Origin of the sequence: Sporofaciens sp. JLR.KK001 (assembly GCF_036941055.1) — a bacterium.
Lineage (GTDB): Bacteria > Bacillota > Clostridia > Lachnospirales > Lachnospiraceae > Sporofaciens.
The window spans coordinates 581,558-597,700 of the sequence record NZ_JAYMNO010000002.1; the positions used below are offsets into that span (position 1 = coordinate 581,558).

General features: G+C 49.6%; 4 protein-coding genes. All 4 read right to left on the reverse strand.

The window, feature by feature from the left end; genetic code table 11:
- Window positions 1-101: 101 nt before the first annotated feature.
- The 4 genes from VSQ62_RS28070 to VSQ62_RS32740 all read right to left on the reverse strand — a co-directional run bounded on the left by VSQ62_RS28070 (window position 102) and on the right by VSQ62_RS32740 (window position 16,127).
- A complete protein-coding gene (locus tag VSQ62_RS28070) occupies window positions 102-1,016 on the reverse strand; it encodes a YodL domain-containing protein (protein ID WP_242838162.1) in 915 nt (304 codons plus the stop codon).
- On the reverse strand, window positions 1,013-1,243 hold the full coding sequence (locus tag VSQ62_RS28075; protein WP_016219897.1) for a transposon-transfer assisting family protein: 231 nt from the start codon (window positions 1,241-1,243) through the stop codon (window positions 1,013-1,015). The genes VSQ62_RS28070 and VSQ62_RS28075 overlap by 4 nt, the downstream gene beginning before the upstream one ends.
- Complete coding sequence (locus tag VSQ62_RS28080) at window positions 1,240-6,696, reverse strand: DUF3849 domain-containing protein (RefSeq protein ID WP_196814051.1); 5,457 nt, start codon at window positions 6,694-6,696, stop codon at window positions 1,240-1,242. The genes VSQ62_RS28075 and VSQ62_RS28080 overlap by 4 nt, the downstream gene beginning before the upstream one ends.
- A gap of 230 nt (window positions 6,697-6,926) precedes the next feature.
- The gene (locus tag VSQ62_RS32740) at window positions 6,927-16,127 is read right to left on the reverse strand and encodes a helicase-like domain-containing protein (RefSeq protein WP_502957865.1); all 9,201 of its coding nucleotides are present in this window, start codon (window positions 16,125-16,127) and stop codon (window positions 6,927-6,929) included.
- Window positions 16,128-16,143 lie beyond the last annotated feature (16 nt).

Sequence of the window (16,143 nt, forward strand, 5' to 3'; positions counted from 1 at the left end):
CGCCCTGTCTGTTATGGCTTTATTATACAGAGAAACTCCATAATGTTCAAGACATAAAAAAGAAGCATCCGGCAATCCCTGCCAGATACTTCCCTTTTCCCTTATTTCCGTCTGCGCTCCATCTGTTCCGGCATTTCCATCTGTTGTGCAGGCTTTCCGTGCCGTTTCGCAATCTCCGCCTGTTTCTGCCGCAGTTTTTTCAGGACAGATTCCCTGCCATGCTTCTTTTTGCCGTTATTTTTATTCCCATCAATGAGGCTGTGATTTTCTTCTTCCCCACTCTCAACGCTGCGGACATACTCCCCGTTTTCCATATATTTCTGCCAATTCTCAAGGGGCGGCTTTTCCCTGTCGCCGCCTTCTGCCGCATCTGCCCCGGAGGGGACAGAAGCCTTCCCAGAGGGGAATTTGATTTCATGCCGCACTGTTTCTTTTTCAGGCTTCGGCGGGTTAAGATAATCCTTAATCTGCTGCTGCACGGATTGGTCAAACCCGTGATAGACTCCCTCGGCAGCCAGCCGCCCGGCTTCATCCACCACAAGCCATTCCGTATCTTTCCCATAGGCTTCATGCTCCATCAGGAAGAACTCCCTGCCGTCTACGATTATGCTGTCAAAAGCGTGCCAGCTCCCTTCTTTCCCCTCGATGTGGAAACCAGAAGTACCGAAAGACACAGGCGCACCGGAAGAACCTGTCCGGATAAACCCGGCTATGGCGGTAAATCCTTCTTTCTCAACATAATAGGCGGCCACAACGCCGCCCTTATTCAGCACAAGCACATCACTAACACTGATTGAATGTCCATGAAATGTCCGTGGCAGTTTCTTGTTAAAACGCCTGCGGATCTGTCCCGGCTCGTCTTCCGGCTGCATCCGTGCCAGATACACCTGCTCATAATCCTTATACTGTATCTGTATCCCCTTCTCCTGCAGTGTGCTGTAAGGCCGGAACCGTATCTGCCTGTTTTCCGGGATATTTTTTAGCTGGTACACCGCAAATTGGTTTGCCTCCATCATTCATCCTCCATCGGTTCCTCTTTATACAGTTCCAGATCCAATTCTAAAAATGCTTCCTCTGTAAGGCACCACAGCTTTTCCAGTGTGCTGTTCATGAGGGCAAGCATTTCCTCATCCCTGCCTATGTAGGGGATTGCGTTATGCATCTCCTCAATGGTTGCCTGCCTGCTTTCCTTCTGGAACATTGCTATCAGGAAATATTCATTTTCCTCAAATCTCACCATCATAATTCCTGTTCTCCCTTCTTCTTTGCTTGTGTTTTCTGGCTCTGCTTCCCCCGTTCCAGAGTTTGTTTCTCCTGTGCTTTCATCCTTGCCTGCCGTTCCCGGAGGGCGTTTAGGACGGACTGCTTCTTGCTGCCGCCAGATATGCCCTTGTCTGTTTTCGGGGCATTTTCAACTGATTTTACCGGCTCTGCTGCTTTCGTTTCTGCCCTGGCAGTATCTCTGCCCGATTCATGTGTTGTGATACCTGGGCTTCCTTTTTCATGCGCTTGTACGGTTTGTTGCCTGTTCTCCAATGACACTGGCGGCTGCGGCGGTTCCTGCCCCCTTTTCAACCCTGGCCTATTCTTTTCTTTCTGATTCGCAAGGATTTTCTCCATGTCCGCAATCGCCTTCTGCACTAATGGGCTGTCCCGGTATTGGGGAATCTCATTGATAAATTCCGTCTGCATCTCCCCCATCACCATTAAGTCAAAATTCCCGTCATAGATACTGCCGTCCTCCAGGCAGAATCCAATCCCCTTAATGCCGCTCATCCGCTCTGCCGGGATTTTCTCATACAGATCCATCGCTTCCTGCAATGTTTCCAGCCGCTCATGGTATTCCCCCAGAACAGGGAACTCCGTACATTCTGCCACATAGAATGTAATGGTTGCCTCCTGCTCTACGGAAATGTCATGGCTCTCCCCTGTCAATTTCTCCATTAACCCGATTGCATCCCTGACAATCGGGGATTCTTTGTCGCCGGTTTCAATAACCTCCGCTAAGTGCGCCCGGAACTTTTCCGTATCATTTCTTTCAAGCGCATTGCCAATAATCTCATACGCCTGATAGATCGGCTCTGTTTCTATCCGGGCAGCGCCATCCCAAAATCCAAGCAGATCTTCATCATGATCCATACTGAACTTTACAATATCCCCGGTAAGTTCCTGCCTTTCTTTTCCATCCAGATATTTTTCCGCATTCTCCATGTATCTCTCCAAAGTTCCTGTCTTTTCCGTAGAGATTGGATTGATGTCAACCGGGATTCCCGCCATCTTAAAATCTCCCTCATGTAACGCATTGAAGAAAACATCCTCTTTCAGATTGCCGCTGTAAGATACCACCACATCTATATCCGAGCCTTCCTGGTACATCCCTTCCCTGGAACGGCTCCCGTACACCCTTGCGCCAAGCAGCTCCACTTCCTCCGACAGCCCCATTTCATCAATCTGTGCCTGGGCATAGCAGAGTACGGTTTCCTCTACCCCCGCACGGCTCTGGCCGTTTAAGGCAGGCTCCGGCTCTGTCTGATCAGAAACAAGCGGAAGTCTCTCCGTCTCCGTTTCTTTCGCCTGCGCCTTCTGCAGTTCTTCCTGCGCCACGGTTTCTGTTTTCACCTGCAATTCTCCATAATCCATAACCTTACACGCCGCCAACGGTATGCCTTCATCCGAAAGGATCGCTTCCATCGCCTCACGGATTGACAGATCCGGATCGTCGTACACGCCTCCGTCAATCTCCCTGAAATCCTTACCATAAATCGTATAATCGTAACCGTCAGAAACGGTCTGGATGGAAAAATACCCTTTTTCTGTCTGGTATGCAATCGCAACATCATAGCTATCGAGATACTCCCTTGCTTTCTGTGACGCCGCCATCGTTTCCTCTCGAACCCATTTTTCGCTTAGGGAATTAAATTCTATATCTGTAAGCGTTTCAATTCCATTCTGGCACACAATCAGGGACATCCTGGAGGGTGGCTGTTCCGTGCTTTCCATGCCAAGCTGTTTATTTAGGTGGTTTGGTATCTGCTGATAGGCAGTGACCGCCGCATCCAAATCCGCAAAATACTGATATTCCCTTTCTGCTTTGCTGCCATCGGTGTTCTGTATAAGATAGTATTGTGCAATGAATGACGGCTCCGGTTCCATTTCTACTCCTTTTTCTGAAAAATACTCGCCAATGGCTTCCATTGCCCCCTGATCAAACCCATGCTCCAGATCCTCTGCCACCAGTTCCCCTTCCTGATTGACAATAATAGAGGCCACAGAATCCCCATATTCCTCATGCTCCATTCGGTAAAACAGCTCGCCGCTAATTTCTTTTGCTTCTACCGTATGCCATGTGCCAAAATGCCCATTTGCAATAAACCCTTTCGTTTCCTCATTGATCCGCACGTTTTCTTCCTTCCCTAACTCCTGTTCCTGTATTCCATCCCTTGCCAATCCGATAAACCCGTCCAGTACAGCCGGGTGGCTGCTTACCACATAATCAGCGTTCATATCCATCCCCCGGTTTATGTTTTCCGGTATCTCGTATCCCTTTGCCCATGCCTTATTCCCGATAGAAAACCGCCCGTCATGTTCCAAATGCTGCAACGTATTTGCAAGGATGAATACCACACGTTCTGCGCCATATTCCTCCAGGACTTCCTCTGCGGCATCATGCGCCAGATGCATCCCGTCAAAGTTCTCCCTGATTGCGTCCTCAACCGCTTTTTTGCAGTCCAGGTTCAGCTTTCTTGATTCCAGGTAATCATCTGCCCGGCCATGCTCCATTGCATAGGTAATGGTATGCATATAAAGCGGCGGGTACGTTTTTTCCTCTGGAATCTGCCGTTTTGCTTCTTCCTCCAGTACATGTTTCCTCTGTTCAATAAAACCGGGCAGTTCCACAGGGCCATAATCATCCAAAAAATAAGCAGTCACTTTCCCTTTACGGTTCATAACCATCACATCACCGACAGTCGGGTAGTGCCCGGTATAGCCTTCCGGGAGAGAAAATGTTATTTCTGTGCGGACGCTTTCCAAATTATCCCCTAGCTTGAGCCTGCCGCCATAAATCAGGGAATAATCCGCACCATTCACCTCTAAACCATCTTCTTTGATCGTTTCCATACTTAAAAGGAAATAATCCCGGCCTTTCGTATCCTCATTGATCTGAAAAAGAGCGTAACAATCATCTGTACCTGTATATAAAAGCTCCTCATTGGAATGAATGACCACATTCTGTATCCGTTCTTCCAGCTTCCGTTTCTTTTCTTTTGTATTCAGGCTTTCATTGAACGCTATTGCTGATTGCTTTAATTGTTCGATTGTCACCATCCCGCCAGTAAAGTTTAATTCTTCCCCAAGATTCAAATACCTTCTTTCCGGGATAGGCAGATAAAACGAGGACAGGATTGTGCCGGCATGGTTGGCTCCCACATGGTATTCCACAGCGACCGGATCGCCAGGGTCATAATCAGACCCCCGCAAATCATAGCGGTAAAGTTCAGATGGCACTTCTTTTTCCGGTATCTTTCCATTAGAAAATAATGCCGGGACTCCAAAAATCTCTACTTCTTGATATTGCTTTTCTGTATCACCCTTTTGTAGTTCCTGCAGGCTGCTTTCCTGTAATTCTGTTCCTTTTTCCTGCTTTATGGTTTTCTCCTTCTGATGAAAAAATTCCGGCAGTTCCGTATATCCATAAGAATCCACATAATGCGCCGTAATCTCACCGTCTCTTTTTATGGCCACTACATCACTGACAGAGAGGGAATGCCCTTTAAAGTCCAGCGGCTGCCCGATATTGAATTTTTCATACAGGGAATCCAGCGTTTCTTTTCCCCCTAGCACATCACCGTAAACCATCCGGTAATCATCATAATCCACGGAAAATCCCTGCTTTTTCAGATACTCCGTACCCATAAAAAGGTATTCCCGGCTCTTGCTGTCGTCCCGGATCTGGTAGATGGCATAACGATCCTCGTTACTGCTGAAAAGCAATTCTTCGTTTAAATGTTCCTGCTCTGCATTTTCCGCACGTACCGATTCCATCACCTGGTAGCTCTCCCACGCCCTTGCGTCAATGCCAAACATGCCGTCTTCTCCTGTTTCTCTAATATCATCTTCTGTATTCATCAGAATTGAACTTCCGTCTTTCTGTAGGCTGTAGATATGCAGCCCTGCATTGTGCAGCGCAACGGCCCTTTCCATTGTAAGCGGCAGGACGGAATCATTGCGGTAGCCAAATTCATGCATCTGCATAATCCCGACTTTGTTATCAGGCAGAAAATCAATCTCTTCCTGTGCATCCTCCATAATTTCCTGAAGATTATGCATCTTCGGATTTTCCACAGCCTCCGCAAGTTTATTCACCAACTCCCTCGTGTCCCTTGGATTGTCCAGCTTATAGGCATATAAGACAGCCAGGTTATGCGCTTCCTTCCCCAAAGCTGTATGCCCGTACTCCGCACGGCTGATCATCATCTCCACCTGCACCAAAATAGAAAATTCTGCCGCATCCACGATATGGCCTGCATCCATATACAAGGCATCATAGAACTCCGGGATTTCCTGATTCTTCTTTCCATCTTCCGAATCCCGCCATAAATCCAGGTGTACGCCGTGGCTTTTCAGGAACTGCTCCGGATTTCCATTTCCCCCGTCCTGTTCAGCAAAAGTATGTAACAGCCTTAAAAAATCTACCCGCCCGACATTATCTACAAGATAGAACTTTTTTGTATCCTCCCCAAGAGGGGCAAACTGGAATACGAAATCATCTTCTGTCAGCTCCCGTTCTGCCGCTTTTTCTTTCTGCAGCTTCTGGATGTTCTCCACCATGCTGTCAATAAAAGAGCCTGCTGTTTTCCGGATAAAATCCATTGACGTGCGCATCTCCTTCATATCCATGCTGCTTGCCCATCCCGCTAAATATGGGAATGAGTAGTCTGACGTATCTAAATTGAAGAAACTGCAGACAGTAAAGGCTACGCTCTCGGCTTCCGTTTCGATTGTCATCTTGTTTTTATTTTCACCAAGCTCCTCCATCCTATCCCGGTCATGGCACATGGCATGTGTCACTTCATGGACAGCGGTTTTCATGGTCTGCTTCTCGCTCATGCCCTCCTGTATTACGATTTCCTTACTGGCGTTGCTGTAATACCCCTTGGAACTCCCTTCAATCTCCCCATAGCGCATAGGGGATGGGGAAACCATCTGGATTGCTTCCATGAAAATATCAAAATTTTCTACGCTCCCCACTAGCTCCGGCGTGTCCAGTTCCGGAAGCGGATCTCCTTGCGTCTGTGAAATGTCAAATACTGTAGACACACGGAACCGTGGGATGATACGCTCCACTTCCTCTGTCTCCGGCTGTCCGTCCGGGCGCAGCACCGGCTCGTTTGTTTCCGGATCAAATTTCTCTATCTCTTCTTTTTCCTTAATCGGCGCAGGGGCGATGATCTTGATCCCCTTCTCCCCACGTTTTACCCGACGGTTAAATTTCTTGTTCCAGGTAGCCAGCCCTGCAACCAAGGTTGACTCCGGCTTCTGCATCGCGATTAAAAGCGTGTTGTTAAAACTATAATTATGGAACTGCGACATAGTTTTCAAATATTCTGTATATTTTTCCGATGTAAATAAATCCTTGACGCCCTGTTCCAGCCGTTCCGTAATCTCCTTCAACTGTTCTTCCCGTTTTCCGGCCATAAATGATAAATTCCCTCCATTCTTTCCCGGCATATGCCATAGAACTATCCTTATAAATATTGAAATAGGTTTCTGGCAGACCCGGCTAATTCCATGCTCTCACTGGCAGGCTCCGCCTGCCCTGCAAAATACCTTGCAGATAAACAGACGGAAAAACTTATCGCAGCTTTCCCATCTGTCTATGCAAAAATAATGCCACCCCATCATCTATTGACGGTATGGCCTCCTGCTTATAATTCCTGCTCCTTTTTCTTTACCGGTTTCTGGGTGTTCCCATGATTCCCCATAAGACGCTCTTTTGCTTCTTTCAGCTTCCCAAGCACAGAAGGTTTCCTTACTTCATCTGCAATCCGTGAAGCATCCGACACCCGGCCTGCATAATTAACCGCTTTCCTCGGACAGTCTGCCACTTCCTGCACATCATCGTCCATGCCCAGCGCTTCCGACGGCCCTTTATCGTCCATGTTCAGCAAGGCGTTTAATTCCGACAGGCGTTCCATCTTCTCCGCCAATTCTTCTTCTTTTGCAAAAGGCTTCTCCACTTCCTCCTTTGCCGTGGCAAGCTGCTGCTGAACGGTTTCTAAATTCAGTTCCAATTCCGTCAGTTTCTTCCCAATCCCGGAGAATACGTTGCTGATACGCTGCAAGTTCCCTAACGGGTCTTTCCCCACTTCAACCTGGTAGCTGCACTGCCGCTTGATAGTCAGCTTATATACCTGGTTGAAGCTGTCAAAATCAGAATACAGCCGGAACCCGCAGAATTCCCCGACCTGCCCGGCCGCATCCACCGCTTTCATTCCTGCGCAGGCTGCAATCAGCGCCGTCCCTGCCTCTTTCCGGTCTGTGTAGGTTTTTCCACCGATCAGCATGGAGAAATTGTCTTTTTCCTTTTCTTTTTCAAGGATTGGCTTCACTGCCTCCGCATCCGCCCGCAAGCCTGCAATCCGCTCTTTTAATGCGGTAATCTTCACCGGGTAATTCCTTGCGATCTCCGTTTCCAGCCGGTACTTCTGGCTGGTATGGTTTGCCTTCAAAAGTTTCAGCTTGCTTACCTGGATGTCGAGATCCATCTTCTCTTTTATGTAGGGATTGCCCGTAGCCAGGGCTTTGATCTCCGCATAGCTTAACGCCGTATCGTCCACGTCCTCGCAGGCCCGTACCGGGGATTTACTGGTCATGATCTGGCTGATGAACTTCTGCTTGTTCTCCAGGATCTGCCACATGTATGCGTCGAACGTATTTTCGGTAACATATCGGTAGATCTGAACCTTGTCGTTCTGGTTCCCCTGCCTAAGAATACGGCCCTCCTGCTGCTCTAAATCGGCCGGTTTCCAAGGCGCATCCAGGTGGTGTAGGGCAACCAGCCTGTCTTGGATATTTGTCCCTGCGCCTAACTTCGGTGTAGAACCGAGCAGAATACGCACCTGCCCGGAGCGCACCTTTGAAAATAATTCCGCTTTCTTCGTTTCCGTCCCGGCTTCATGGATAAACGCCACTTCCTCCCTGGGGATTCCCTTCGCCACCAGCTTCTCCCGCACGTCGTCATAGACGTTGAACGTGCCGTCGTTTTTCGGCGTAGACAGGTCGCAAAAAATTAATTGTGTGCCTTTGTCTGCAGAAGTCTTGTCCCAAATGTCAAAAGCATTATTCACACAGCGGTTGACCTTGCTTTCCTCCGCATCCGGCAGCATGTCGTTGATAAGCCGCTGATCCAGGGCGCATTTCCTCCCGTCGTTGGTAATCTTCAACATATTATCTCGTGACGGGTCTACATTCCCGGCTCGGACAATTTCTGCCCGTTCCGCAAAGGAGCTGACTAAATCCTGCTGTTCCCCGCTTGGTTTCAGCACTTCATTGATATATTCCGCTTCGGGAACCGGGAGGTCAAGCATATCTGCAGTCTGGATGTCGGCGCTCTCCTTAAATAATGCAATCAGCTCCGGGAGATTGAAAAACCGGGCAAACCTTGTCTTTGCCCGGTATCCTGTGCCTTCAGGACTTAATTCTATGCTTGTTACCGTCTCGCCAAAAGCCGCCGCCCAGGAATCGAAATGCCCCAGGCCCATCCTCTGTATGGTGTCATACTGAAGGTAGCGCATAATGGTATATAACTCGACCATACTATTCGATACGGGGGTCCCGGTTGCAAAAGTGACGCCCTTCCCGCCGGTAATCTCATCCAGGTACTGGCACTTCATGAACATATCGGAGCTTTTCTGTGCGTCCGTCTGTGAAATCCCGGCAACATTCCGCATCTTTGTGTATAAAAACATATTTTTATAGTTGTGGCTCTCGTCTACAAACAGCCGATCCACGCCTAGCTGCTCGAACGTCACCACGTCGTCCTTCCGGCTCTGGTCATTCAGCTTCGCAAGCCTTGTTTCCAGCGTTTTCTTCGTCTTTTCCATCTGCTTGATGGTGTAGCGTGTGCCTTCTTCCTCCGCCAGCTCTGCAATTGCTGTAGTGATGTCGTTCATCTGCCGCTCGATGGCTGCAATCTGCCGTTCCCTAGAAAGGGGGATGCGCTCAAACTGGCTGTGCCCGATGATGACGGCATCATAATCGCCTGTCGAAATGCGGGAACAGAACTTCTTGCGGTTGGCAGGCTCAAAATCCTTTTTCGTTGCGACTAAGACATTTGCCCCCGGATACAGGCGTAAAAAATCGCTGCCCCACTGTTCGGTCAGATGGTTCGGCACGACATAGAGGTTTTTCTGCGCCAGCCCAAGCCTCCGGCTTTCCATTCCAGCGGCAATCATCTGGAAGGTCTTGCCGGCCCCCACGCAATGCGCAAGCAGCGTGTTATTTCCATATAATATATGCGCCACCGCATTTTTCTGGTGGGGCATCAGGGTAATCTCCGGCGTCATGCCTGCAAACTGGATATGGCTCCCATCGTACTCACGGGGACGGACGCTGTTGAACAGGTCGTTGTATTTCCTGCACAAGTCCTCCCTCCGGTCAATGTCCCGGAAAATCCACTCTTTGAAGGCTTCCTTTATCATCTCCTGCTTCTGCTGTGCGATCATGGTTTCTTTTTTGTTCAGGACACGCTTTTCCTTGCCGTCCTCCACGATTGTATCAAAGATTTTTGTGTCCTTGAGATTCAAGGCATCTTCCAGCAGACGGTAGCCGCTTGCCCGCTGTGTCCCGTAAGTGGCTGTGACAAGGGAATTGCCACGGGAATCCGCACTTTTTCCGGATATATTCCACTGGCCGTTGACTTTCGCATACTTCACGTCAATCTGGTTCCCCAATAAATGGCCCGGCGTATGGAACAGCTCCCCCATGAACTCTGTGATATAAGCCGGGTCTACCCAGGTTGCCCCAAGCCGCACCTCAATCTCCGATGCTTCCAGGTCTTTCGGCTGCACACGCTCCAATGCCTGCACATTAATCCTGTATTCCGGATGATTTTCTGCAAACTGTTTTGCGACCGTAAGTTTCTCCCGGACATTGCCGGATAAATATTCATCCGACGCTTCCCACTGGTCTGTCAGCGGATTTTTAAAGATTACCCCCGCCAGTTCCTCTGTGACTTCGGATTCTGTCTTGCCAGACAGTTCCGCCATAAACGGTACGTCCACCTTTGCCCGCTCCCCAATGGAAACAGCCAGGGCTTCACTGGCAGTATCCACGCTTGTCACCGGCACCGCCTTACGGATTGTCCTTTTGGTAAAAATATCTGCCTTCCGCTTTAGCTTCCCTTCCTCGTCCACCAGTTCCAAAGACGCTAACAGACAATAGCTGCTGTCCTGGGAGAACGCCCTCCGGTTAGCATTGCTGCTGATTAGGCCGTATTGTGCCGTAAAGCGGTCATACTGCGTGTTCAATTCTTTCTGCAGCATGGCAACTTCCGCATCACTACCGTCCTCCATCTGGCACTGCAAAAGCAGCTGTGTCAAATTCCGCAGTTCAATCATCCCCAGCACACGCTCTGTTGTTAAAGCGGGCAGTTCCATTAAATTCATAACGGAATTTTCCCGGTAATACACTTTCCCGTCCACGTTTGCAAAGCTGAAATTCTTGATGGATGGGTCTGCCGGGATGGATGGTACGGTTTCCTCTAACTCGGAATCTTCCAGATCCAACTCCGTAATCGTCCCCTGGATATGTTTCACCGCTTCCCTCAACTGCTCCGCAAGGACAGCGCCCCCTATCGGTTTTACCGTGGTTTCCTGCTTGCCGTACTGTGTGCTTTCCATAGTAAATTCCCCAAGCACCATTTCCGGGTGTTCTACGAAATAGGAATTGACCGTATGCCCCTCCGGTGTCGTGCCAAGCTCCACCCAGCCCGGCTGCTCCAGGGATGCCCGGTCACGTTTCTGGAAGAATAAAATATCCGCAACAACGCCCGTCCCGGCATTCCTCTGGAACGCATTGTTGGGAAGGCGGACTGCCCCAAGCAGGTCTGCACGGTTGGCTATATACTGGCGAACGGATGCACTTTGCTTATCCATCGTGCCGCTTGACGTCACCACCGCCACCACGCCGCCTGGTCGCACCAAATCCAGCGACTTTGCGATAAAATAATCATGTATCATAAAGTTGTGGCGGTCATACCTGCGGTCTGCCACCTTATAAGCACCGAACGGCACATTGCCGACCACACAGTCAAAGAAGCTGTCCGGGTATGCGGCGGTTTCAAAGCCCTGCACGGAGATATTATTCTTCTGGTAAAGCTGTTTTGCTATCTTCCCGGAAATGCTGTCAATCTCCACGCCGTACATATTCAGCCCGTCCATAGTTTCCGGCACTAATCCCATGAAATTCCCAATCCCGCAGGACGGCTCCAATACGTTGCCCCTCTGTAATCCCATGTTCCCCAATGCCTCATACATTGCTTTAATTACCGTAGGGGAAGTGTAGAACGCATTTAATGTGGACGCCCTTGCCTCCCGGTATTCCTCCGGCGTCAGCGCCGCTTTCAGCTCCGCATACTCCGCCGCCCACGCTTCATTCTTATCGTCAAACGCTGCCGGGATGCCGCCCCATCCGACAAACCGTGATAAGGTTTCCTGTTCTTCCGTCGTGGCAAGGCGGTTTTCCTGTTCCAGCGTTTTCAGTAGGAGGATTGCGTCCATGTTGGCACGGAACTTCTGCTTCGGGCCGCCTGCGCCTAAATCATCATCGGTGATATGGAAATTTATTTTTTCCCTGCGTTCCAGCCCCGGTGACGGTTCTCCCGTCCCGGCGTCCTTTCTGGCCTGCCCGGAAGCCTGCCGGGTAGTGCCGTTTCCAGTCCTTCCGGCTCCATCTATCCCATCTACGGCAACAGGCTCTAAAGGTAATCTGCGGTCTTTTCGGATATGGTTGATTTCCTCTGGGTTCATCACATGGTTTGTCAGAGGATTGATCTCATTCCCAAACGCTGCCTGCTCATTAGCGGCCATCCGCTCCATTACGTCAGCGATCAACTGCATCTGTTCCGGCGGAAACTCCGGGTTCAGCATTGGCACAAGGTTTAAGCCTTTTTCGGCGGCTTCATAAATCACATCCACCTGCTCCGGTGAAAAATCATCCAGATATACGTCCGCTTCCTCCATTGCGAGGAACAGCCTGTTTTCAATCAGATCATATTCCTCAACATCCGGTTCCTCCTGCAATTCTTCCAGATTAGGAGCCGCTGCGCCCGTCTGAGGCAGCTCCGCTTCTTCTTCCTGCGTCTCCTGCTGTATAAAAGGGATAAATTCCCCCACATACTCAAACAGCTCATGCTCCCCTGGGAGATAGTTCTTCCCCGTTTCCACGCACCGGAAAACATCTGCGGTTTTGTCTGTGCTTGCTTCATAAAAGCTGCTGTGCGAATACGGATGCTGCCCATCTTCATAATCAGATATGCCAAGTTCGTTATGCGATCTGGTATTCAGGATAATGTCCTGTGCGTTGAAGTTTTCCTGCAGTTTCCCAACAGCTTCAAAATGGAATCCCCCATACTCAAATATGCCGGGTTCTCTTTGCATAAGATCCGGTTCTGCGGATTTTGCGGAATCTGCGGTTTCTGCTTCTGCCGCCGTTTCCGCTTCCCGCATATTTTCCTTTGCTCCTTCTGGAAATGCCGCAATCTCCTGTAACTCTGCATCCACCGCCATGCCTTTTGCCCACTCCGGCGCATCCGGGTCATTTTCATGCAAGGCAATGGCGTCCCGGCTGTCCACAAGGTAATCCTGGTACGTCCTCTGGAAAATATCTTCCGCCATCCAGTCCCGGAAGTTATCCCAGTTCCCATAGGCTTCTGCCATAACGGGGGCGTTTTCCCTGTTGCGCACCATTAAATTGTCCAATTCTTCCTGGACAATATCATACGCCATATCTTCATCTACGTCCCTGGAACGGATGACATCATAGGCTGCGCTGCTTTTAATGGCGGCAAGGGCAGTATACAGACATTCTTTGTAAATAGCCCGGCTGTCCCTCCCTAATGCATTTCCGCCAATCAGCAGATGCCGGTTCAGTTCCGGGCAGACATCTAATCTCCCATCATACGAATCAAGAAAGATTATACTTTCTTGATGGTCTGGATGTTCCATATCCTTTACCGATATGTGCTGATTCTTAATTTCTGTAATACGGTGTAACTTATCCGTATCCAGATATATAAAGTTCCCTACTGCGTAAGTGTACTTCCCGGTTTCGCCGGAGCCGCTGCTATCTTCTATCGGTTCCGCACTTTTAATTTCTGATTCTTCGTTTTTTTGCGGTTCTTTTGTTTCTTCCTGCTTTCCTGGCGTCTTTTCTGGGGCCATGAAATCAAAGAGGGATAACTGTCCTCCATTTTCAATCTGTACTTCTTCTCTTTTCCTTTCCGGGAAAATCGTATATGTCCCTTCCACATATCCGTGAAGATCAGTAAGGATTTGTACCTTTTTCTCATAATCTTCAAAATCTAATGGCAATTCCGCTATTGCTTCATCCATATGCCGCAATAAGCCTTCCTGCCCTTCTGGATTGTTCAGAAGACTCACCACATCGTCCCGGTGGGTAAACATATCCGGATTTCCCGCCCAGGGACGTATCATATGGTCTGGAAGATGGTGATAGAAATTGACAACACGCCCCGCCATCCTTTCCCGTTCATAAACAGGCATACGGGAATAATCGGACGGCTTTAGGTAATTGCCGTTTTCAATTAAAGCCGCTACCCGTTTTGCCACTTTCGGCCATTTCAATAAGATTTCCACATCTGGCTCACTATAAGAGCCTCTCGCCAGCTTCAACCCCTTCCCGCTGTAATCTGCATGGGAATTGTCAGCGCCGGACAGCGCATGGCTCCGTCCGCCTATCCCATAGCTTTCCATAATAAAATCCGTTTTTTCCTTATCAGTCTTATCCTGTATAAAAAATGCGTAAGTGGAAAGCCGCCCGTCCGAATATGCGCCCCCTCCCTGCAGAAAAGCGTCAATCTCATCCTCTGTGATGAAAACCGGGTGTTCTTCCCATGCAAACCCTTCTCTTGCCTGGTAAGGTACAGCCTCCTTTGCAAACTTCTGGAACTGTGCAAGAATCCGTGTAGGATTATATAATTGGAATCGCATAATCCCATGATTTTCTTCATACGCCTCTGCAAGGCCTTCCAGGCGTTCTATCAGGTCAGAGAGATATTCCGGCTGTGCGATCAGCTCTGACAGCCGTTCCACTTTATCAGGGAATCCGCCATAGAATACCTCCACATCTTCAAATACAAGCTCCGCAACGCCCTCTGCCATATCCTGATACATATAGGCAAGTGCGTTGGCGTGTTCCTTCAAAGCGTTATCCCTTGCGGCATCCAATACCACCTGCGGCGCATACTCCCCCTGTTTTAAAAGCTGGTGGATGCGCCCGCACACATCTTCCCAGGATAAAAATACCTTATCCAGAATCCGGTCTGTCACCGTATGTCCTACGGCAATCTGCATCCCCAGCTCGTCATACCAGACAGAATATTCCTTGCCGTCTATGATAAGCCCGATGCCGCCTTTGCCATATTCCCTCCGGACAAATTCCGTATATTCCTCCGGCATCTGGTCTATCATAAAATTATAGATGATCCGGAGCTGGCTCCCATTCCGGTTGCCGCCGCTGCGCAGGACTTCATCTATCACCTCTGGAGAAATCGCAACCTCCCCGGCATAGAGCGCCTGCATCCGTCCCTCAATCTCCCTCTTCTGCTGTTCCACAGTCGGAAAATCGGGCAAAGATAAAGCAGAGGCTTCTTTCTCCTCTGCTTCACTCAAATCCTGTTCTGTTGATTCCTCATTTAGCTGTATACCAATTCCTTCAAGATGCTCTCTTCCGCCATTGCCGTCAGTCCATTCATGTGCGCCGCCCACGCCATCTGGTCTTTCTCCTTGTCCGGGGCCGGGTATTTCAGAAGCAGCCCTTTCATCAGGACTTCCATCCTCTCCGTCGCTGCCTGCTCGATCTCCATCAAGTGCCTGTCCAGTTTCCCCGACAGCATCATGCTCTGATACCATCCCTTCCGGTTCTCTTTCAGGTATGTCCGGCGCAGCATCCCGTACTTCCCGATTGCCGCCTCTGGTTTCTCTATGGTCAGGTTCGGGAACAGGTAATCCCCTTTGCGGTGGTAAGTCAGTTCCATGCTCATTTCCTCCTTCTTTGTTTTTGCTTTCACGCTTTAAAGCGTTAAATTCATTATAGCCGATTCCATTCTCTTTTGCAACCGTTTTCTGGGATTCTTCTATGAGAATCTTACGCACTGTCCGTCCAATGTCCACAAGGACAGGCTCCACAAGCTGGCTTGTGGCATTTCCCAGGAAGGTAAGCACAGGCAGCGCATTGTAATCGGTGATTGCCGAAAAATCTTCTTCCTCCAGATACTCCATCGGGTCAAGGCCGCAGCGGACAGCCAGCGTATAAAAAGCGCTGTTCATCAAAAGCCGCCGGAACTCCACACGGATCGTGTCCTCGTCCAGCCCCTCTAAAAATGTCCCCTCTGTTTCATACAGAAGGCCGTCCATCACTTCCTCTAAGTTTTCTTCCGTCAACTGGCGGGAAATTTCGGATAAGGCAGACGGCAGGTCTGCGCTGTCTGTCTCTGACAGTCCGTAAGCGTCCGCCAGATGGTCAAGGATATCCTTTTTCTGTGCATCCTCAATCTTCCACAGGTTTGGCGTCCTGCCGCCACGCACCATATGCGTGTCGGAAATATCGAATACATACCGCAGCCTCCGTGTCGGCCCGGTATCGTCAATCAGTGCAATCCCCTTTGCCCCACGGTTCACCCACCGGTTCATCTTCCCATTCCACAGCTCCAGCGACGCACAGGCAGTCGCATCCGGGCGCTGTGCATGGATCAAAAGCGTATCTGGGAAGGAATAACGGTACAGCTTCGCCGCCGTGTCCAGATATCCCATCCAGTCCCATGGGGAACTGGTGACAGCCTTTGCCTCATACTCCGCAAGCCCACGGATTTCATTTAACATTGCCATATAAAACCTCCATATA